Source organism: Rhizorhabdus sp. P4_G6 (genome assembly GCF_056401045.1).
Window position 1 is genome coordinate 13,264 of sequence record NZ_JBFUKC010000012.1, and the last position, 20,248, is coordinate 33,511.

The 20,248-nt window shown below is 63.9% G+C and carries 16 protein-coding genes and 5 pseudogenes; 16 read left to right on the top strand and 5 right to left on the bottom strand.

Features of this window, described 5'->3' with window-relative positions; translation table 11 throughout:
• Position 1: 1 nt before the first annotated feature.
• From AC1DPF_RS13080 to cobU, 8 genes and pseudogenes are all read left to right on the top strand, one after another.
• The gene (locus AC1DPF_RS13080; protein ID WP_477870561.1) at positions 2 to 409 is read left to right on the top strand and encodes a DUF1636 domain-containing protein; all 408 of its coding nucleotides are present in this window, start codon (positions 2 to 4) and stop codon (positions 407 to 409) included.
• A complete protein-coding gene (gene cobT / locus AC1DPF_RS13085; RefSeq protein WP_477870563.1) occupies positions 406 to 1,422 on the top strand; it encodes a nicotinate-nucleotide--dimethylbenzimidazole phosphoribosyltransferase in 1,017 nt (338 codons plus the stop codon). The genes AC1DPF_RS13080 and cobT overlap by 4 nt, the downstream gene beginning before the upstream one ends.
• The gene (locus AC1DPF_RS13090) at positions 1,419 to 1,985 is read left to right on the top strand and encodes a histidine phosphatase family protein (protein WP_477870565.1); all 567 of its coding nucleotides are present in this window, start codon (positions 1,419 to 1,421) and stop codon (positions 1,983 to 1,985) included. Before cobT ends, AC1DPF_RS13090 begins: the two co-directional genes overlap by 4 nt.
• A complete protein-coding gene (locus AC1DPF_RS13095) occupies positions 1,982 to 2,701 on the top strand; it encodes an adenosylcobinamide-GDP ribazoletransferase (RefSeq protein ID WP_477870567.1) in 720 nt (239 codons plus the stop codon). Before AC1DPF_RS13090 ends, AC1DPF_RS13095 begins: the two co-directional genes overlap by 4 nt.
• A complete protein-coding gene (locus AC1DPF_RS13100) occupies positions 2,698 to 3,672 on the top strand; it encodes a threonine-phosphate decarboxylase (RefSeq protein WP_477870569.1) in 975 nt (324 codons plus the stop codon). The genes AC1DPF_RS13095 and AC1DPF_RS13100 overlap by 4 nt, the downstream gene beginning before the upstream one ends.
• Positions 3,665 to 4,603, top strand: coding sequence for an adenosylcobinamide-phosphate synthase CbiB (gene cbiB / locus AC1DPF_RS13105; RefSeq protein ID WP_477870571.1), 939 nt, complete (start codon positions 3,665 to 3,667; stop codon positions 4,601 to 4,603). Before AC1DPF_RS13100 ends, cbiB begins: the two co-directional genes overlap by 8 nt.
• A pseudogene (locus AC1DPF_RS13110) lies at positions 4,591 to 4,881 on the top strand (nucleotide-binding protein); the annotation flags it as partial. The gene cbiB and the pseudogene AC1DPF_RS13110, both read left to right, overlap by 13 nt.
• A 67-nt stretch (positions 4,882 to 4,948) precedes the next feature.
• Positions 4,949 to 5,455: a bifunctional adenosylcobinamide kinase/adenosylcobinamide-phosphate guanylyltransferase gene (gene cobU / locus AC1DPF_RS13115; RefSeq protein ID WP_477870858.1), complete on the top strand. Its 507-nt coding sequence runs from the start codon at positions 4,949 to 4,951 to the stop codon at positions 5,453 to 5,455.
• 156 nt (positions 5,456 to 5,611) lie between these two features.
• Here cobU and AC1DPF_RS13120 read toward each other — a convergent pair.
• Positions 5,612 to 5,686, bottom strand: a pseudogene (locus AC1DPF_RS13120) (SCO family protein); the annotation flags it as partial.
• A gap of 86 nt (positions 5,687 to 5,772) precedes the next feature.
• Between AC1DPF_RS13120 and AC1DPF_RS13125 the strand changes: the two are divergent.
• Positions 5,773 to 6,048 (top strand): annotated as a pseudogene (locus tag AC1DPF_RS13125) (sensor histidine kinase); the annotation flags it as partial.
• Between the two features lie 151 nt (positions 6,049 to 6,199).
• Positions 6,200 to 6,382: pseudogene (locus AC1DPF_RS13130) on the top strand (helix-turn-helix domain-containing protein); the annotation flags it as partial.
• A gap of 22 nt (positions 6,383 to 6,404) precedes the next feature.
• Here the strand turns inward: AC1DPF_RS13130 and AC1DPF_RS13135 are convergent.
• The gene (locus AC1DPF_RS13135) at positions 6,405 to 8,438 is read right to left on the bottom strand and encodes an oxidoreductase (RefSeq protein ID WP_477870573.1); all 2,034 of its coding nucleotides are present in this window, start codon (positions 8,436 to 8,438) and stop codon (positions 6,405 to 6,407) included.
• 59 nt (positions 8,439 to 8,497) lie between these two features.
• Here AC1DPF_RS13135 and AC1DPF_RS13140 point away from each other — a divergent pair, with 59 nt between their 5' ends.
• The 3 genes from AC1DPF_RS13140 to AC1DPF_RS13150 all read left to right on the top strand — a co-directional run bounded on the left by AC1DPF_RS13140 (position 8,498) and on the right by AC1DPF_RS13150 (position 11,194).
• Positions 8,498 to 9,421, top strand: coding sequence for a LysR family transcriptional regulator (locus AC1DPF_RS13140; RefSeq protein ID WP_477870575.1), 924 nt, complete (start codon positions 8,498 to 8,500; stop codon positions 9,419 to 9,421).
• Positions 9,422 to 9,532: 111 nt separating this feature from the next.
• A complete protein-coding gene (locus AC1DPF_RS13145) occupies positions 9,533 to 10,066 on the top strand; it encodes a carboxymuconolactone decarboxylase family protein (RefSeq protein ID WP_477961786.1) in 534 nt (177 codons plus the stop codon).
• Between the two features lie 330 nt (positions 10,067 to 10,396).
• Positions 10,397 to 11,194, top strand: coding sequence for an SDR family NAD(P)-dependent oxidoreductase (locus AC1DPF_RS13150; RefSeq protein ID WP_477961788.1), 798 nt, complete (start codon positions 10,397 to 10,399; stop codon positions 11,192 to 11,194).
• A 67-nt stretch (positions 11,195 to 11,261) separates the two neighbouring features.
• On the opposite strand, the pseudogene AC1DPF_RS13155 reads toward AC1DPF_RS13150, so the two are convergent.
• From AC1DPF_RS13155 to AC1DPF_RS13165, 3 genes and pseudogenes are all read right to left on the bottom strand, one after another.
• Positions 11,262 to 11,412, bottom strand: a pseudogene (locus tag AC1DPF_RS13155) (IS5/IS1182 family transposase); the annotation flags it as partial.
• Between the two features lie 119 nt (positions 11,413 to 11,531).
• Positions 11,532 to 12,107, bottom strand: coding sequence for a TetR/AcrR family transcriptional regulator (locus AC1DPF_RS13160; RefSeq protein WP_477870581.1), 576 nt, complete (start codon positions 12,105 to 12,107; stop codon positions 11,532 to 11,534).
• An 85-nt stretch (positions 12,108 to 12,192) separates the two neighbouring features.
• Positions 12,193 to 13,683: an amidase gene (locus AC1DPF_RS13165; RefSeq protein WP_477961790.1), complete on the bottom strand. Its 1,491-nt coding sequence runs from the start codon at positions 13,681 to 13,683 to the stop codon at positions 12,193 to 12,195.
• A 469-nt stretch (positions 13,684 to 14,152) separates the two neighbouring features.
• Here AC1DPF_RS13165 and AC1DPF_RS13170 point away from each other — a divergent pair, with 469 nt between their 5' ends.
• From AC1DPF_RS13170 to ppdK, 3 genes are all read left to right on the top strand, one after another.
• Positions 14,153 to 15,043, top strand: a complete 891-nt coding sequence (locus AC1DPF_RS13170) for a glycine--tRNA ligase subunit alpha (protein WP_477961792.1) — start codon at positions 14,153 to 14,155, stop codon at positions 15,041 to 15,043.
• Between the two features lie 115 nt (positions 15,044 to 15,158).
• Entirely contained in the window at positions 15,159 to 17,456 is a 2,298-nt protein-coding gene (glyS, locus tag AC1DPF_RS13175; protein ID WP_477961794.1) for a glycine--tRNA ligase subunit beta, read from the top strand.
• Positions 17,457 to 17,512: 56 nt separating this feature from the next.
• On the top strand, positions 17,513 to 20,182 hold the full coding sequence (gene ppdK, locus AC1DPF_RS13180; protein ID WP_477961796.1) for a pyruvate, phosphate dikinase: 2,670 nt from the start codon (positions 17,513 to 17,515) through the stop codon (positions 20,180 to 20,182).
• The last annotated feature ends 66 nt before the right edge of the window (positions 20,183 to 20,248 follow it).

A 20,248-nucleotide genomic window follows, 5' to 3' on the forward strand; every position in this document is an offset into this window, starting at 1 on the left:
AATGCTGAAGCGGGTCAAGGGCGGGCCGGCCGTCGTCGCCTGCAACACCTGCCGTTTCTCGAAGGAGGAGCGCGAGGACGGTGAGGGCGTGCGCGGTGGCGCACGGCTGGTCGAAGCGCTGCTCGCGGTGAAGAGCAGCGATCATCACTATGCCGACATCGAGGTGCAGGAGATGGCGTGCCTCTTCAATTGCTCCGAACATTGCTCGGTGCATCTCCGCGCGCCGGACAAGGTCAGCTATGTGCTGGGTCGCTTCGAGCCGACGGCCGAGGCGGCGCAGGCGATCCTCGATTATACCGTGCACTATGCGGCGAGCGAGCACGGAAGAGTGCCCTTCAAGCAATGGCCGCAAGGCGTGAAGGGCCATTTCATCACCCGCAGCCCGCCTCCCGGGTTCGTTGCCGAATGAGCGCCTTTTCCACCCGCGCGGCGTTTGAAGCCGCGCTCACTTCGTTGACGACGCCCGACCCCGACGCGATCGCTGCCGCGCAGGCACGGCAGGCCCAGCTCACCAAGCCCGCAGGTTCGCTTGGGCGACTGGAGGAGATCGCCATTTTCCTGGCCGGTTGGCAAGGGCGCGAACGACCGAGGCTCGATCATGGTCGCGCTGCGATCTTCGCGGGCAATCACGGCTTCACCGTGCATGGCGTAAGTGCCTTTCCGGCCGCGGTGACCGCTCAGATGGTCGCGAACTTCGAAGCGGGCGGTGCGGCGATCAACGCGCTGGCGGCGGTGGCGGGCATCGAGCTGAAGGTCGTCGCACTCGACCTCGACTGTCCGACCGCCGACTTCACCGTCGCCCCGGCGATGGACGATGACGAATGCCTGGCCGCGCTGTCGGCGGGCGCGGCGATCGTCGATCCCGCGCTCGATCTGCTTGTCGTCGGCGAGATGGGCATCGGCAATTCGACGGCGGCGGCAGCCCTTTGTCTGCGCAGCTTCGGTGGTGTGGCGGCCGACTGGGTCGGCCCGGGCACCGGCATCGATAACGCGGGGATCGCCCGCAAATCTGCTGTGGTCGATCGCGCTTTGGCTTTTCATGCCGAAGCTCCCAGCACGCCGTTCGAAACGCTTCGACGATTGGGCGGCAGGGAGATCATGGCGATAGCGGGCGCGGTGATCGAGGCGCGCCGTCTGCGGATCCCTGTGGTCCTCGATGGCTTCATCAGTTGCTCGGCGATAGCGCCGCTGGCGGCTGCCGATCCCGATATCGTTGCGCATTGCATTGCCGGGCATTGTTCGGCCGAGCCCGGCCATGGCCGTCTGCTCGATCGATTGGGCCTACAGCCGTTGCTTAGCCTCGACATGCGGCTGGGCGAGGGCAGTGGTGCCGCGGTAGCGGTGGCGGTCATCCGTTCGGCTATTGCCGCGCACGAAGGCATGGCGACCTTCGCCGAGGCCGGGGTATCGGGCGGCGCGTGAGTTTCCTGCTGCATCTCCTTCGCCACGGTGCGCCCGAGCTTCCCGGGCGGATGATGGGCCGAACCGACTGCGCACCGACGCAGGAGGGGATCGCCGCCTGCGTTGACCAGATCGGGGAACTGCAGATCGATGCCGTGATCACTTCGGATCTACGCCGAGCGAGCCAGGCCGGTGCCGCGATCGCAACAATGCTGGCGCTGCCCTTGTCGACCGATCCTCGCTGGCGCGAACTCGACTTCGGCCTGTGGGATGGCATCGCGAGCAGCGAGATCGATCCGGGGGCATTCGGCCGCTTCTGGGATGATCCCGATACCAACCCGCCGCCGCAGGGTGAGCGCTGGTCGAGCCTGACCAGCCGTGTCGCCATGGCGATAGCCGACATGGCTGAGCGCTCGACCTTGGTGGTGACCCATGGCGGTGCGATGCGAGCGGCGCTGGCGGTTCTGTGCGGGTTCGACCAACGCCAGATCTGGGCGTTCGATCTGCCCTATGCCGCGATGCTGTCGCTCAGGGTCTGGTCCGGGGAGAAGCCGTCAGCCCGGATCGTGGGGCTGTGGCCATGAAGGGTTTCATTCTCGCGCTGCAATTCCTGACCCGGCTGCCGACGCCGCGCGTCCGGGCGGACGGAGAAGCCTTTGCGCGATCGATGCGCTGGTTTCCCGCCGTCGGCTTGGTGATCGGGGTGCTGGTCACCGCGGCGGCATGGGCAGGAACGCATGTCGATCCCTGGACCGGTGGGCTGGTCGCTCTCGTCGCATGGGTGGCTGTCACCGGCGCGCTCCATCTCGATGGCCTGTCCGATCTGGCCGATGCGAGCGGTGCCGCACACAAGGACCGCGAACGGCTGCTGGCGGTGCTCGCCGATCCGCATGTCGGCAGCTTCGGCGCCGTCGCAATAGGGCTGCAACTGATCGCCAAGCTCGTCCTGCTGCACGCGCTGATCGAGCGCGAGATGCTCGTTGGGCTGATCCTGATCCCCTTTGCGGCGCGCATTGGCCCACTGGTCTGGACGCAATGGCTGCCGTCGCTGCATGACGGACTGGCCTCCCGCTTTCGGGCCGTGGTCCGGCCATCCGATTTGGCCATCTGGCTGGTCCTGCTGACTGCGAGCGCGTGGTTTGCGCCAGCCATCCTCGTCGCGCCCATTCTGATCGCCGGGTGGGTCTGGTGGCTGCGTCAGCGAATTGGCGGCATCTCTGGCGATGGCCACGGCGCCGGAATCGAGCTCGTCGAGACCGGTCTTCTCCTCGCCCTGCTCGTCGGGGCTGCGATCCGGTGAGCCAATGGACTTTCCATGGCGGCCGGCTGGCCGAGGCACGCGCCCTCTACGGTGGCGAAGACTGGCTTGACCTGTCAACGGGCATCAACCCCACGCCGTGGCCCGGTGCCAAGGATCTAGCGGTCGACTGGCAGCGCCTGCCTGATGAAATGGACCTGCAAGAGCTGGAGAGGGAGGCGGCCAGCTATTTCGGTGTCGATCCCACCTTTGTCTGTGCCGTGCCGGGCAGTGAGATCGGTCTGCGCTTGCTGCGGGATATCGGTGTCATGCCGACCGCCTACGTCATGCCAGCCTATCGCACCCATGCGGATCTGGTCATGCCGCGTATCGCACTGGAGCCGATCGCGTTGCCCTGGTCGTCGGGCAGTCTCATCCTCGCCAATCCGAATAATCCCGACGGACGTATCCTGCATCGGCAGGTCCTGGGTGAGCAACTGGCTGTCACCGAGGCAGCCGTCCATTGGCTGGTGATCGACGAAGCCTTTGCAGATACCGTGCCCGAGGCTAGCTTCGCCAGCGAGATTGGTGACGACCGGCGGCTGATTATCTTCCGATCGTTCGGCAAGTTTTTCGGCTTGGCGGGCGTCCGGCTCGGCTTCGTGCTTGGCCCGCGTTCGGTAATCGCTGCCTATCGGGCGAAGCTCGGAAGTTGGCCCTTATCGTCGGCCGCGCTGGTGATCGGGACCGCGGCATATCGCGATCGAGCGTGGATCGGATCGATGCGGTCGATCCTTCCCGGGCAAGCAGCTTCACTCGACGCCGTGCTGGCACACCATGGCCTCGAGCCTTTCGGCGCATGCCCTCTGTTCCGCTTGATCGAGACTACCGACGCGGCAGCGCTCTTCGACCGGCTGGCGCGTCACTCGATCCTTACCCGGCCATTCGACGAAAACCGCCGCTGGCTACGTGTCGGACTGCCTGGAAGCGCCGAGGATCTCGTTCGCCTCGATCGGGCGTTATCGGATGTCTGAAGCTGTCACCCTGGCTGCGGCGGCGCTCGACGCGTCGGTTGGCTGGCCCTCGGCGCTCTATGCCAGGATCGGCCATCCGGTCGGCTTCTTCGCGCACGTGATCGATGGCTGCGAGCGCCGGTGGAACAGCCCGGCGCGCGGCGAGGCCTTTCGCCGGGCAGCCGGGGTAGGCACCGTGCTGATCCTGTCGCTGATCACGGTCGGACCCGGCCTCGCGCTGGAGCAACTTGCCTATGCGCTGTTCGGATGGTGGGGGTGGGTGGTCGTGGCGATGCTGGCGGCGCCGGCACTCGCACAGCGCAGCCTCTATGATCATGTCGCAGCGGTCGAGCGAGCGCTTCGGTCGGGTGATCTGGTTCAGGCGAGAGCGTCTGTCGGCATGATCGTTGGCCGGGATACCGCGTCGCTCGACGAATCCGGCGTGGCACGGGCCGCGATCGAGAGCCTGGCCGAGAGCTTCTGCGATGGTGTCGCGGCGCCCTTCTTCTGGCTGCTGCTGCTCGGCCTTCCGGGTGTATGGGCCTATAAGGCGATCAACACCGCCGACAGCCTGATCGGACATCGCGAGGAACGTTGGCGTGCGTTTGGCTGGGCGGCGGCACGCACCGACGATCTGCTCAACCTGATCCCGGCAAGGCTCGCTGGCGCGCTCCTCTGCTTGACTAGCTTGGAAGGCTGGCGAGTTATGATGCGGGATGCCGATAAGCATGCGTCGCCAAACGCCGGTTGGCCCGAAGCGGCGATGGCCGGCGGGCTGGGACTGAGGCTTGCGGGTCCGATTGCTTACGATGGAGTGATTCACGACAAGCCGTGGATCGGCGATGGCCGGACCGATGCCGGTGCGGGGGACATCCGCCGGGCGCTTCGCCGCTATGTCATAGCTTGCCTGAGCCTCTGGGCGACAGCAGGAGCCATCGCATGGGCGCGCTGATGTTCCAGGGGACGGGCTCCGACGTCGGTAAGTCGGTGCTGGTTGCTGGCCTGTGCCGGACACTGGCCAATCGTGGCCCGAAGGTCCGCCCCTTAAAGCCTCGGAATATGTCGAACAATGCGGTGGTCACGACCGACGGGGGCGAGATCGGCCGGGCTCAAGCGCTTCAGGCAATGGCGTGCCGGGTTGAGGCGCATAGCGACCTGAACCCAGTCCTGCTGGAGCCGCAGGTTGATCGGGCCTCTCAACTTATCGTCCAGGGGAAGGTCCGCAGCTCGAGGAGTATCTCGATATCGACCGACTGATCAAACTTGCGAACGGAGCATCACGATGAACACGAAGGGCATGGGCCGTCTGCTGGTTCTGGGTGGCGCGCGATCGGGCAAGAGCCGCTACGCCCAGGCGCGAGCCGAAGCGCTCCCTGGCGAGTTGCTCTTCGTGGCAACCGCCCAGTCATTCGATGACGAGATGGGGGATCGGATCGCGCGGCACCGCGCCGATCGCGGAGAGCGTTGGTCCACTGTTGAAGCCCCGTTGGAGCTTGCCGATTGTATCTTCGGCGAGGCGGGAGCCGGACGCGTGCTGCTGGTCGATTGCCTGACTCTGTGGACCTCCAACATCATGCTCGCCGATCGCGATATTCCACATGAGATCGAGCGATTGCAGGGAGCCATCGCGAAAGCCCCCGGGCCTGTCATCTTCGTTGCGAACGAGGTCGGGCTGGGGATCGTGCCCGACAACGCACTTGCCAGGCGGTTTCGGGATGCTTCGGGTACAATCAATCAGGCGGTCGCGCGGTTGTGTGACGACGTTGTGTTCGTCGCAGCAGGGCTTCCCCTCACGCTGAAGTGAATGGAAGCGGAGATGGCTTCGATCTCGGTTTAACGGCGACAGATGCGCGCCGTTGCCGCGCTGCATTATTATGCGAAAGCCTGCCCGACAACTGTCCTTGCCGACCATCAGGAGCACCGTCGCGGTGTGGTCGATCAGATAATCGCCACCCTCGATCGGCACCTTCTTGTAATGGACATGATAGGCCTTCACGATCCGGGCGAGTTCAGCGGGCGAGCCGGTGAGCCCCATGATCGGCGTGCCGAACAAGGTCAGATACTGGCCGATGTCCACGGGCTTATCGGTTAGGGGGCGAGGCTAGATCGCCGCACGCCGCAATGTCCCTCATCTGCGCGTGCAGCGCCTGCAGGCTACGGCGTTCGGTTGGGGCCATCATCTCCAATGCGATAAAATATACACCGTCGGGGTCGGCGTCGCTGACCATACGCTGGCGCGATCCGGTAGCCGAGTTCGAGGTTGCCGACAGCGGTGTAGGCATCGCCGAGACCGACCTTCAGCGCATCTTCGAGCCGTTCGAGCGGGTCGGCAACACCGGCGCGGCGCCGGTCATCGGCCTCGGGCTCACGATTACTCGGTTGCTGACCGAGATCATGGGGGCCGAACTGCTGGTCGAAAGTCAGCCGGGCGCGGGCAGCAGCTTCAAGGTGCGGATGTTGTTCTCGGACGCACCGCCATCGACGACGACAGTGCCGCCGGGCGCGCGGATCACCGGCTATGCTGGGCCGCGCCGCCGGATTCTGGTCGCGCGAGAGCGACGTGCTGTTCTGGATCGCCCAGGGCAAATCGAACCGCGACGCGAGCGAGATCATGAACATCAGCGCGCGCACCGTGAACAAGCATCTCGAGCAGATATTCATCAAGCTCGGCGTCGAGAACCGCGCCGCAGCGGCGGCTATCGCGACGAGGATCATCGCGCTATCGGATTAGCGACGCATTGGCCGGCCCCCGCTCAGCAAGCGATCGCCTCGCGCTCCACCACCATTCGACGCAGGTCCTGCACCGTTCTGTAGGCATCCCGCACCGCTTCGCCAATTCGGGCGACTTTCATCGCATCCCCGATCGCCATCACCGGCACGCCGGCGCCGGCCAAAGCCTCGGACAGGCGAGTATCGGGCACGAGTCCGTGTGCCAGCAACAGGGCAGCCGCCGGCTGCGCCCGTTCCACGCCATCGAAGCCCACGAGCCGGACATGATCGTCCTCAATCCCGCTCAGCGTGATCCGGTCCGCGATCCGGATCGCCGGCTCCGCTTTCAGGCTCGCGAGTAGATGCATGCGATAGAGCGGCTCGGCGTTGCGGGCCAGGAAGCGGGAATCGGATCGGCTCGCCAGCAGGATCTGATGACCCTGGACTGCAAGGTGCTGCGCGGTCTCGGTCCCGGTCTCGCCGCCGCCATAAATGACGATGGGGCATTCGGCGGTCGATGGCGGTAACGCGATGTCGCCCAGCAATGCCGCGGACGCCGGGTGAACCGGCAGCTTTCCCGCACTCTCCAGCATAAGAGGCGCAGGGCGGGATCCCGATGCCAACACGATTGCATCGGGGTCTATTGCTAGGATCGTCGCAGCATCCGCCGTGGTTCCGCACCGGACATCGACACCGCTCGCTGCCATCCGCCGCAACAGGAACCGATGATACCAGAACAGCTTTTCCTTGCCGGGCGGCGTGGCCGAGGTGATCAGGTTGCCGCCGAGCGTTTCGCGCTTCTCGAACAAGGTCACGGCAAAGCCCGCCTGGTCGAGCAACAAGGCCGCAGCCATCCCGCCCGGTCCCCCGCCGACAACCGCCGCCCGACGGCCGGCGCCAAAGGCGTCGATGGGCGGATCTGTTTCATGGCCGCAGCGTGGGTTTTCGGCGCAGCTCACGCCACGGTTGCTTCCGGTCTCCATGATGCACCAGTTACAGGAGGTGCAGGGGCGGATGTCGTCGGGCCGCCCCGCACGAGCCTTGTTAGCCCATAATGGATCGGCCAGCAGGGCGCGGCCGAGCGATATCATGTCGGTGTCCCCGGCCGCGACCGCCATTTCCGCCAATTCCGGCGTGCGGATTACCCCGGCGCACAACACCGGCTTGCCCGTCGCCTCGCGAATCCGCCGGGCCATCGGCAAGCGCCACCCTTCGTCCACGGACATTGGCTCGACAATGACATCGACCCGATCGAGCGAACCGCAGCTGATGTCGATTGCATCGACGCCCGCTTCGCATAGATATGGTGCGATCCGTTCGCTGTCCTCCAAGGTCAGTCCGCCTTCGAGGAAATCGGACACCGACATCCGATAGAGTAGGGGCCTCTCGCCGATCGCCGCGCGGACCGCCTTGATCACCTCCAGCGGAAACCGCATCCGCCGTTCGGAATCGCCGCCCCAGCCATCATCACGCTGGTTGACGAGCGGGGACAGAAATTGCTGCAGCAGATAGCCATGCGCGCCGTGCAGCATCACCGCGTCATAGCCTGCCTGCACGGCCAACGCCGCCGCCGATGCATAGCTGGCGATGATCCGAAGGATCTCCGCTTCCTCCAGCGCGCGAGGTACGGCGTTGAGATAGAAGGACTGAAGTGGCACAGCCGAGGAAGATACCGGCTGCCGCCCGAGCACCGCCTCGCGGGATTGTCGCCCGGCATGGCTCAACTGGACGCACGCACGCGCGCCGCCCGATTTGATCGCCGCAGCTAGATTGCCGTGGCCGGTGCGATAGAATGGAGTGTCGAGCCGCAGTTGCGGCGCCATCGAACTGAAACCGTCGCGTCCGTCGACACAGGTATATTCGACGATGATCAGGCCGGTCCCTCCCAGCGCTCGTTCGCGATAGTAAGCGATCAACTCCCGGGAGACCGACCCGTCGGCATTGCCGAGATGGCTTTCCATGGGCGCCATCACGATCCGGTTTTTCACAGTCATCCCTCGAATGGCAAAGGGCTGAAATAAATGGGGGTAGGCCATGGCCGGCTCCTGCAATCTCGATGGCGGCAGCAACCATGACATTGTTTGTATATGGCGATAAGATACCAATAATCGATAAGACTTTTCGTCAGGAGCAATATATGGACCGAATGCGTGCGCTGGAAGTCTTCGTTGAAATCGTGGAGCGCGGTACGATGTCGCGCGCGGGTGCCGCATTGGGTATGTCGCAGACGATGGTTTCGACCCATCTCTCCGAGCTCGAGGCGCGGCTCGGCAAGCGACTGCTAGCACGCTCGACGCGGCGGATGGACTTGACAGAGGAGGGACGCCGCTTCCTCGACCACACGCGTCACATCCTCGCCAGCGTGCGCGCCGCGGAGGACGCAGTGCGTGGCCACGGAGGTGCGCCGCGTGGGACGGTGCGGATCGATGCTCCTCCCGCAATCGGTCATCGCTTTCTGCTTCCCGCAATTCCGGCCTTGCATGCCGCTTGGCCGGATATTCTGATCGACCTCAGCCTTGGCGACCGCCCGGCCGTGCTGCGTCCTGAAGGCTTCGACATCCTGGTCCGTGTCGGTTCTGTTCGCCCCGAGGATGCCGACATTCGCATGCTCGGCCGCACGCCATTCGTCACCGTCGCGTCCCCGGCCTATCTCGCCCGGCGCGGCGTCCCAAAGTCGCCCGACGACATCGCCAGCCACGCCTGCATCGTCTATGCCACGGTCGAGCGTCCCGGTGGCCAGCGCTGGGACTTCGTTCGGGACGGCATTGTTCGATCGCTGCGCCCGCCGACCGTTGCGCGCTTCAACGACGGCACCGCAATCAGTGGCGCTGCCGTTGCCGGGCTCGGCATCGCCCGTACTTTGGAAGTGTTGGTTGCCGACGAGTTGGCGGATGGCCGACTTGTCCGGCTGCTCGAGGATTGGTCGGTTGAGCCGCAAATGATCAGCGCCTTCGCGCCGCTGGCCCGCAGCCACATCCCCGCCGTCGCCGCGACGCTCGATTATCTCGAGACGTTGCCCTGGACCGGAGCCAGTTCGGCATCGTTTGTAACTTCCGTCTAGCAGGTGGATTATATGCTTGGACCGCGGTAGTGATGTTTTGCTTGGCCGAACCCGGCTGGGACGCGGCACTCGACGGCGAAGCAGGGCCTGCTTTGGAGAGAGGAGAAATCAATGCGTGTAGCCTTTGAGCAAAAGCCAGGGCAGCCGCTGGGCGATCTCAGTTCCCGGTATTTGCCCGAACTGTTGAACGCGGCAGGGGGATTCTCCCATGCCACTTATCAGCACTCCCGCCTGCCGCTGCGGCTATTTGAGGCGGCGCGCATTGCCACGGCGGTGATTAACGGCTGCACCATTTGTATGAGTTGGCGCTCGGCGCGCGATGTCCAGCTACTGGGCGTCGAAGGCAGCATCAACAAAGCGGGAGATGAACCCGACGAGAATTTCTATCAGGCGGTCCTGGCGGGCGATCTGTCCATGCTCGACGCTCGTGAGCGCCTCGCCGTGCGCTTCGCCCAGAAAATGGGCACCGAACCGCGATCACTCTCCGCCGACGAAGCGTTTTGGAGTGAGCTGAAGGCCGTCCTTAGCGACTCTGAGATCGTCGACCTGACATATTGCTGTGCGAGTTGGATCGGTCTTGGCCGCGCTGCGCATGTGCTTGGCATAGATGCGGCCTGTCAAATTCCAGAACTGCAAGCGACGTGATTTCCCGGACGCGCTTGGCCGCCRGGCGCCGTGAACCGCCCCGAGATTGCCGGAGGCCCAAATCCTGAGATGAGGGCGACGCCGATCGCATCTTGTTGGTGTCCGGCCACACGGACATCATCCCAACCATGARGCATGCTCGAAAGTCCGGGCTTGAGGTCGGCCTAATTCAGTTGCCTGCCCCCACGCGGAGGGCTGGACGATACCCTGAAGGCGCATGCCGATTTCGCCCGACATGTCGGCTGGCCTGAACCGCTAATTCAAACTGGGATATAAGCGGTTATTCGCCTCGCTGAGGTCGGGAAGACACCGAAGTACGAAAGGCACCCCGTGTACAAAGAAAAATATGGACCTTGGGCAGTCATCCTTGGGGGTTCCGAAGGAGTGGGCGCTGAATTGGCCCGGGCGCTGGCGCAGGACGGCGTCAATCTCCTGCTGGTCGCCCGCAGGGCTGAGCCGTTGGAGGCGTTGAAACGGAGTATCATTGATCAAGCACCCGTTGAAGTCCGGGAGTTGGCGCTTGATGTCACGGCACCGGAAGCGGCCGATCGGATTGCGGCCGCAGTCGCCGACGTTGAGATCGGGATGCTGATCTGCAACGCTGGATCCGGTGTCGCGTTGGGCGCTTTCATCGCGCAGGATGTTGAAGCACACCTCCGGCTAGTGCAGCTCAACATTACCAGTCAGATCCGGCTGATCCATCACTTCGGCAGGCTCATGGCCGATCGGCGGCGCGGAGCGATAATGCTGGTCGGTTCTGGTTCCGGCGAGGTGGGAACCGGGTACGTCGCGGTTTATTCAGCATCAAAGGCCTTCCAGCGGAATCTTGCGGAAGCGCTATGGTTCGAGCTTGCGCCCCGGGGCGTCGACGTTTCGGTGATGATGCTGGGCGTGACCAAGACGCCCCAGCTTGGACGGAAGGGCTATCCTGTCGATGATCCGGATGCGCCTGGCGCGGACCCTCGCGACGTTGCCTTGGCCTGCCTTGATGCTATCGGCAATGGTCCGGTCGTTCATCTCAACGAGACTGTCGACATCGTGGAGGATCTCAAATCGAAGTCACGCAAGGACGTTATATGTATTCTATCCGAACGGGCAGGCAAAGTGCTTGGCAATGACCTGAAATGATTTAGCGGGGACTTTACATAAGCCGCCACCCTGGCGAGCTACGGCTAAGACCTGCTGTTTCGCGATTGAGACCACCGAACATGATTACGATGCAGCTGCGGCGACGGTAGCGGCATTTGTCGTATCTGACCGGACCGTCGCGTGATCGGCGCCTGGATACGAGGCTGGATGCACTTGTCCTAGAGAACGTCCCTGAACCAATTGGCGTCGTAGCTCTTTGGAAAGAACGGCCGCAGGCGCTCCATCTGCTCCTCTGTCAGTCAAAACAGGTCGCTCATTCCAGTCTCCTTGCGGAGCCCGAACCAGATGACACCTCTCGCATCAATCGGTCCTGACCCTAGGCCGCAGCCAGAAAGACCGACCAAGCCTGACTGAAGTAGGTGTCGACATGGAGCTCATCGCGCATGAGCGGGTCGCCCATCAGTAGCCGGTTCAGCGGATTGGACATGAACGTCCCGATCACTGCCGTCGCGAGTGTAGCAGCGCTGTGGCGCTGGAATGTCCCCGCGTTCTGTGCGGCAAGTATGAGACGGCGGAAGGCGCGCTCGTGTTCGTCAGACGACCACACCATCATGGCTGCCAAGGCCTCGATCCGCTGGGTCTCGTTAATTGCCATCCGATAGAAGGCCGATGTCGAAGGCTTCAGCGCGGTGCTCAGCAAGAACCGGCAGGCGTCTCGAAGCGCGTCCATCGAATCAGGATCCATGTACCGTAGAGTCGCGTGTAATTCCGCCACTGCTTTGTGGATCTGGCGTTCAGCAACGGCAACTAGGAGCGTGTCCTTGTCGGGGAACCGATGAAGCACGCTGCGGCGCGTCGTGCCGCAGTCTGAAGCTATCCCTTCGATCGTGGTTGGGGCAAAGCCGTAATCGCAGAACGAACGCAATGCGCAGGCGAGGATACGGTCGCTCAAATGACTGGATTCTTCACGGCGTGGTCGACCTGCGCGGCGCGTGGAAGGGGGGGCAACAGCCGAGGTAGGCGCACTGGTTGACAGATCAGACACCCGTACAATCCGGGTCGCGGTACGCGGTATGCTTCGCAAGGCCTACCCTTTCGCCCAACGTCTCAGCCCACCGTGGGCGGCGGAGGTGATGGTCTGTCACCTGCTGATAGGCATAGCCAACGCGACAAAGCAGGTCCTCGTTCAATCTGCCAGCCGCGAGTTGCAAACCCAGCGGCAAGCCACTTTCCGAAAATCCCCCGGGGAAGCTGAGGGTCGGCACGCCAGCCAGATTGAACGGGGATGTGAACCGGTACAGCGTGCGCCGCACTGCGTCGACGTCAGAGACAAGAGCCCGAAGCTCGCTCAACGAAGGTACGGGCATACCAAGGCCAGGAGTAACCAGGACGTCTACCTCTTGAAACAGCCTGCCCATCTCCCCTGTAAAGGCGGCCCTGCGTTGGCTGGCCCGGATATAGGCGGCGGCGGCAATACCCTGCCCAAGTTCTATCGATGCTCTGGCCTGCGGGCCATATTGCGAGGCGTGATCTGGAAATAACCCAGCATGGGTTTGGGCAAGTTCAGCCAGCACGATCGTCAATCCGGCCTCTGCGATCTCATCGTCCCACGGCATTCTGACGGATCTGATTTGCGCTCCCAAATCTTCCATAACCTCGCAGAATTCATGAACCGTCCGGCTGATCTCTGGAGATAAGCCATATGTAGCAAACGACTGGTCGATGCCGATCACGACGCCGTCAACCAGCTTTGCGATTTGGCCGAGATAGTCCTCGCGCGGTGCCAGAAGCGCCGTGGGGTCACGCCTGTCAGCCCCGGCTATGACCTGGAGCATCGCTGCGACGTCCTGAACGCTGCGTGCCATCGGACCGATGTGATCGAGGCTCTGAGCTAGTGGGAAGAGACCATGTCGACTGACCCGGCCCCATGTGGGCTTCAGTCCGCTCACCCCGTTGGCTGCGGCTGGCGTTCTGATCGAACCGCCGGTATCGGTGCCAATGGCGCCGTAGCAGAGGCCTGCGGCCGTCGCCACGCCAGGCCCGCTCGAGGACGCTCCGGGCCAGTGCTCTGCGCTCCATGGATTGCGCGGTTGTGCCAGCGACGGATGATGCTCGAGCAGTGCGGCCTCAGTAGTGTGGAGTTTGCCGAGGATAACGGCGCCAGCCTGGCGGAGCTTGCGCACCACGGTGGAGTCCGAGGCGGCAACATTATTCCGCAATATCACCGATCCAGCGGCCGTCGGCTGTCCCGCCATGTCGAGCAAATCCTTGACCGCGACCGGTACGCCATGGAGCGGGCCCCGCCACAGGCCCATGGCAATTTCACGATCTACTGATCGGGCCTGTTGAAGCGCATCGTCAACAAGCAGTGCGACAAAACTGTTGAGCGCGCTGTCTAACCGATGACAGCGCGCCAGCGCTTCTGTCGTGACCTGTTCCGACGTCAACACGCCCTTGCGAATGTGATCACCGACTTCCACCAGCCCAAGGTAGGCCAAACTGTCGGACTGGCAGGGATCTGCGGTCATCCTAGGGCTCCGTAAGCAGCCGCCATTAATGGCATGATTGTCTGCTATTAATGGCGCGATACTAAGCGTGCAATCCTGAACGGCCTCCATTCGCTTATATGACTACCGAGATTTTGCAAGTTAGGTAATTTTCTTTCAATGCGGCGCGTTTAACGAGTGCCCAGTGTATCATTATGGCGGGGCCGTACGTCCGGCACATCCGGCGACGTGTCTTGTGACCAGCGCACCCAGAAAGGGCGTCAGCCAGCGCTCGAGATCCCCAGTCCAGTCCGCATCCAGGGCCGGCCCTCCTGAAATGCCAGCCACCTATGAACCACCCAAATCCGCCGACGGAATCCCCTTTCTCAGCAATTGCCAAGATAGTGGTAGTGGGTGTTTCACCGGTAATGAGACCGGGCTCTTTCTTGACCAGCCGTCGCCCCTGCCCCAAAGGGCACGCAACATCGATACCGCCCCAGAAGGACCTGCCTTGGCGACCAAGCCGCTCTCGTTCCAGCGCCTGATCCTGACCCTCCATGATTATTGGAGCGATCAGGGCTGCGTCATCCTCCAGCCCTATGACATGGAGATGGGTGCCGGCACCTTCCATCCTGCCACCACGCTGCGTGCGCTCGGTCCCCAGCCGTGGAAGGCGGCCTATGTCCAGCCTTCGYGGCGGCCGACCGACGGGCGCTATGGCGAGAACCCGAACCGGCTGGGCCATTATTATCAATATCAGGTGATCCTGAAGCCATCGCCCGCCAATCTGCAGGAGCTATATCTCGGCAGCCTCGAGCGGATCGGTATCGACCCGCTGGCGCATGATATCCGCTTCGTCGAGGATGACTGGGAGAGCCCGACGCTGGGCGCGTGGGGCCTCGGCTGGGAAGTGTGGTGCGACGGCATGGAGGTGACCCAGTTCACCTATTTCCAGCAGGTCGGCGGCTTCGACTGCAAGCCGGTCGCGGGCGAGCTGACCTACGGACTTGAACGGCTCGCGATGTATATTCAGGGCGTCGACCGGGTCTATGACCTTGCCTTCAACGATGAGGGCGTCACCTATGGCGACGTCTTCCTCGAAAATGAGCGCCAGTTCAGCGCCTATAATTTCGAGGCGGCGAACACCGAGCTGTTGTTCAAGCAGTTCACCCAGGCGGCCGACGAATGCCGCGCGCTGCTCGATCGCCAAGTCGACGGTGAGAGCCGGCCGTTGCCGCTGCCCGCCTATGACCAGGCGATCAAGGCGAGCCATATCTTCAATACATTGCAGGCGCGGGGCGTGATCTCGGTCGCCGAACGCCAGGCCTATATCGGCCGGGTCCGCGAGCTGGCGAAGGGTGCCTGCGCCGCGTGGATGCAGCATAATGGGTGGGAGGCGTGACGATGGCCCAAGACCTCGTCATCCCAGCGAAAGCTGGGATCTCCCTTTCCTCCGTCACCGCCACAGGCAGTGAGATCCCAGCTTCCACTGGGATGACGGATCGGGAGGGAATCCGATGAGCGATTTCCTGCTCGAACTTCTCTCCGAGGAAATCCCCGCTCGGATGCAGGAGAAGGCCTCTGCCGATCTCGCGCGTCTGTTTGGTGAGGAACTTGCCAAGGCCGGACTCAAGCCGGAGAAGCTGACCAGCTATGTCACGCCGCGCCGCCTCGCGCTGATTGCGCGGGGCTTGCCGGTGGAGACCGCCGCGGTCTCGGAGGAGATCAAGGGGCCGAAGGCCTCGGCGCCGCCGCAGGCGCTCGAAGGCTTCCTGCGCAAGACCGGCCTCGCCCGCGAGCAGCTCGTCGAGCGCGATGGCATATTGTTCGCGATCATCGAGAAGCCCGGCCGCGCCACCGCCGATGTGCTGGCCGAAGCAGTCCCGGCGATCATCCGGGGCTTTCCCTGGCCGAAGTCGATGCGTTGGGGCACCGCCTCCCAGTCGACCGCTGCGCTGCGTTGGGTGCGTCCGCTGCAGGGGATCGTCGCGCTGCTCGGCGACGATGTCGTGCCGATCGAGGTGGACGGGATCGTCAGCGCCGCCGCCACGGTCGGCCATCGCTTTCACCATCCCGGTGCGATCACGATCGGCAATGCCGACGATTATGCCGCCAAGCTGCGCGCCTGCCATGTCATCGTCGATCCGGCCGAGCGCCGCGACATCATCCGCGCGCGCGCCGCCGAACTGGCCGCCGAGGCCGGGCTGACGGTGGTCCCCGACGAAGGGCTGGTCGCCGAAAATGCCGGGCTCACCGAATGGCCGGTGCCGCTGCTCGGCCATTTCGATCCGACCTTCCTGGAGGTGCCGCGCGAGGTGATCCAGCTGACGCTGCGCACCAACCAGAAATATTTCGTGCTCAACGATGCGACGGGCAAGCTCGCCCCGGCGTTCATCTGCACCGCCAATATCACCGCCCGGGACGGCGGCGTCGGTATTATCGCCGGCAATGGCAAGGTGCTGGCGGCGCGGCTGTCCGACGCGAAATTCTTCTGGGAGCAGGATCTCAAGATTCCTCTCGCCGAGCAGGCGAACAAGCTCGACCAGATCGTATTTCATGAGAAGCTCGGGACGGTGGCCGACAAGGTCGATCGCGTGGCGAGGCTGGCGCGGTGGCTGATCGAATCCGATATCGTCACCCCGGCGAAGGCCGGGGTCTCGGGCGGCGAGGACGGTGCTTCATCTCCCGAGATGCCGGCCTCCGCCGGCATGACGCGCGAGGCGCTGGCTGACATGGCCGAACAGGCCGCGCGGTTGGCCAAGGCGGATCTCGTTACCGGCATGGTCGGCGAGTTCCCCGAGCTGCAGGGCGTGATCGGCGGCTATTATGCGCGGGCTGAGGGGCTGCCAGACGCTGTCGCCGATGCTATCCGCGACCATTACAAGCCGGTCGGGCAGGGGGATGAGGTGCCCACCGCGCCGGTGACCGTGGCGGTAAGTCTGGCGGATAAACTGGATAGTCTAGGTTGCTTCTTCGCTATAAATGAGCGGCCGACCGGCTCCAAAGACCCATTTGCGCTCCGCCGTGCAATATTGGGATTGCTGCAGCTCATTGAGCTCAATGAGCTGCGCGGTTCTCAGATCAAGATGTTCCAGGTAGCCGCGTCGATGGCATCCAACATATCGACCGTACATAGTTACATGGAGGGCATGGCGGCCACAGCTATAGCTCAGAACAATTTGGACATTGGCGGTTTGTCACCACGTGAATGGCAAATCTGCCGAGTGGCCGAAGAGCTTTTCGCCTTTGAGATCGACCGCCTCAAGGTCCAGCAGCGCGAGGCCGGGGTCCGCCACGACCTGATCGACGCGGTGTTCGCGCTCGGCGGTGAGGACGATCTCGTCCGCCTGCTCGCGCGGGTGAAGGCGTTGCAGGCGTTCGTCGAGACCGAGGATGGGGCGAACCTGCTCGCCGGCTACAAGCGCGCCGCCAATATCCTGAAGAAGGAAGCGCCCACCTCTTCCGTCACCCCGGCGGAGGCCGGGGTCTCGGGACGCGAGGGCGCTGCGCCTTCTCCCGAGATGCCGGCCTCTGCCGGCATGACGCCGTGGGGCTATGATCCCGAACCTGCCGAAGCCGCGCTCAAAGCGGCGCTCGACACCGCCGAAAGCAGTGCGACCTCCGCCATCGCGGCAGAAGATTTCGCCGGCGCCATGTCCGCGCTCGCCTCTCTGCGCGGGCCGATCGATGCCTTTTTCGACAAGGTCACGGTCAACGATGCCGACCCGGTGAAACGAACGACCCGCCTCGCGCTGCTTGAAAAAATCCGTGCTGCGGTGCACAACGTCGCTGACTTCTCGAAAATAGAAGGCTGATTCGATTGCCGCGCCCCCGATAAGGGGCGGGTCGTGATAGGGAAGAGTGACGGCTTATGAAGACGCAGTTTGTGTATCGTTTCGGGGGTGGCGTCTCCGATGGGGGCAAAGGCGACAAGAATCTTCTGGGCGGCAAGGGCGCCAATCTGGCGGAAATGGCCGCGATCGGCCTGCCGGTTCCGCCCGGCTTCACCATCTCGACCGAGATGTGCCAGACCTATTATGACGAAGGGCAGATCTTCCCCGAAAGCCTGAAGGCCGAGGTGGCGATGGGGATCGCGCATATCGAGGCGATCACCAACAAGAAGTTCGGCGTCGCCGCCGATCCGCTGCTCGTCTCGGTCCGCTCGGGCGCGCGCGCCTCGATGCCCGGCATGATGGACACGGTCCTCAACCTTGGCCTCAACGACGAGACCGTCGTCGGCCTTGCCGCGAATTCGGGCGATGCCCGCTTCGCATGGGACAGCTATCGTCGCTTCATCCAGATGTATTCGGATGTCGTCCTGGAGTTGGATCACAGCGCCTTCGAGGAAGCGCTCGAGATCGCCAAGGAGGACAAGGGCTATCATCTCGATACCGAGATGCGGGCCGAGGACTGGCAGGCGCTGGTCAAGCGCTACCAGGAACTCGTCGTCGAGCTGTGGGACAAACCGTTCCCGCAGGACGTCCACGAGCAACTGTGGGGCGCGATCGGCGCGGTGTTCGGTTCGTGGCAGTCGGAGCGGGCCAAGGTCTATCGCCGGCTCAACGATATCCCCGCCGAATGGGGCACAGCGGTCAACGTCCAGGCGATGGTGTTCGGCAATATGGGCGATACCTCGGCCACCGGCGTCGCCTTCACCCGCGATCCGGCCAAGGGCGACCGCGCTTATTATGGCGAGTTCCTGATCAACGCGCAGGGCGAGGATGTCGTCGCCGGCATCCGCACGCCGCAATATCTGACGAAGGAAGCGCGCGAGCAGGCGGGCGCCAAGCCCGCCTCGATGGAAGAAGCGCTGCCCGAGGTCTATGGCCAGCTCGCCAAGGTGTTCGACCTGCTCGAGACGCATTATCGCGACATGCAGGACATCGAGTTCACGGTACAGCAGGGCAAGCTGTGGATGCTGCAGACCCGCGCCGGCAAGCGCACCGCCAAGGCGGCGCTGAAGATCGCCGTTGACATGGCCAATGAGGGGCTGATCACCCAGGAGGAGGCGGTGGCCCGCGTCGATCCTGCGGCGCTCGACCAGCTGCTCCATCCGACGCTCGATCCCAAGGCGCATCGCGACGTGATCGCCAAGGGCCTCCCCGCCTCGCCGGGTGCTGCATCCGGCATGGTGGTGTTCGACGCGGAAACCGCGGCAGAGCGTGCCGAGCTGGGCGACCACGTCATCCTGGTTCGTACCGAAACCTCGCCGGAAGACATTCACGGCATGCACGCGGCGCGCGGCATTCTGACGGCCCGCGGCGGGATGACCAGCCACGCGGCGGTGGTCGCGCGCGGCATGGGCCGTCCCTGCGTCTCGGGCGTCGGCAACCTCGCCATCGACGCCAAGGCGAAGATATTCCGCGTCGCAGGCCGCGAAGTCCGTGAGGGCGACATCATCACCATCGACGGCGCGACCGGAGAAGTGATGATTGGCGCGGTTCCCACCGTGCAGCCCGAGCTGGCCGGCGATTTCGGCACCCTGATGGAATGGGCCGACAAGGTCCGCCGCCTGAAGGTTCGCGCCAATGCCGAGACTCCGCTGGATTGCAAGACGGCGCGTATCTTCGGTGCCGAGGGGGTCGGGCTGTGCCGTACCGAGCACATGTTCTTCGATGCGGGGCGCATCACCGCCGTCCGCCAGATGATCCTTGCCGAGGACGAGAAGGGCCGGCGCGTCGCGCTGGACAAGCTGCTGCCCGAACAGCGTGCCGACTTCACCGAGATCTTCGAGATCATGGCCGGCCTGCCGGTGACGATCCGCCTGCTCGATCCGCCGTTGCATGAGTTCCTGCCCCATGAGGAGGAGGAGTTCGCCGAAGTCGCGTTGGCGACCGGCATTGGCGTCGAGGCGCTCCGCCGCCGCGCGGCCGAGCTGCACGAGTTCAACCCGATGCTGGGCCATCGCGGCTGCCGGCTCGGCGTCACCTATCCCGAAATCTACGAGATGCAGGCGCGCGCGATCTTCGAGGCCGCCTGCGATGTTGCCGAGAAGAGCGGCAAGGCGCCGATCCCCGAGGTGATGGTCCCGCTGGTCGGCACCCGCCGCGAGCTCGAGCTGATGAAGGTGGTGATCGACAAGGCTGCCAAGGCGGTGTTCGCCGAGAAGGGCCGCACCCTCGAATATCTGGTCGGTACGATGATCGAACTGCCGCGCGCTGCGCTCAAGGCGGGCGAGATCGCCGAGGTCGGCGAGTTCTTCTCCTTCGGCACCAACGACCTGACCCAGACTACGCTGGGCGTCAGCCGCGACGATGCCGGCCGCTTCCTGACCACCTATGTCGACAAGGGCATCTACGCGAAGGACCCGTTCGTCAGCCTCGACATCGAAGGCGTCGGCGAGCTGATCGAGATGGCAGCCGAGCGTGGCCGCAAGACGCGACCCGGGATCAAGCTCGGCATCTGCGGCGAGCATGGCGGCGATCCGGCCTCGATCGCCTTCTGCGAGACGACCGGCCTCGATTATGTCTCGGCCTCGCCCTACCGCGTGCCAATCGCTCGGCTGGCGGCGGCGCAGGCGGCGCTGAAGGCGAGGGGCTGAGGCTGGATCGCTGACATATTCCGTCATTCGGGCGGGCGCCGGGGTCTCATGAGGCTGAGGCGCATC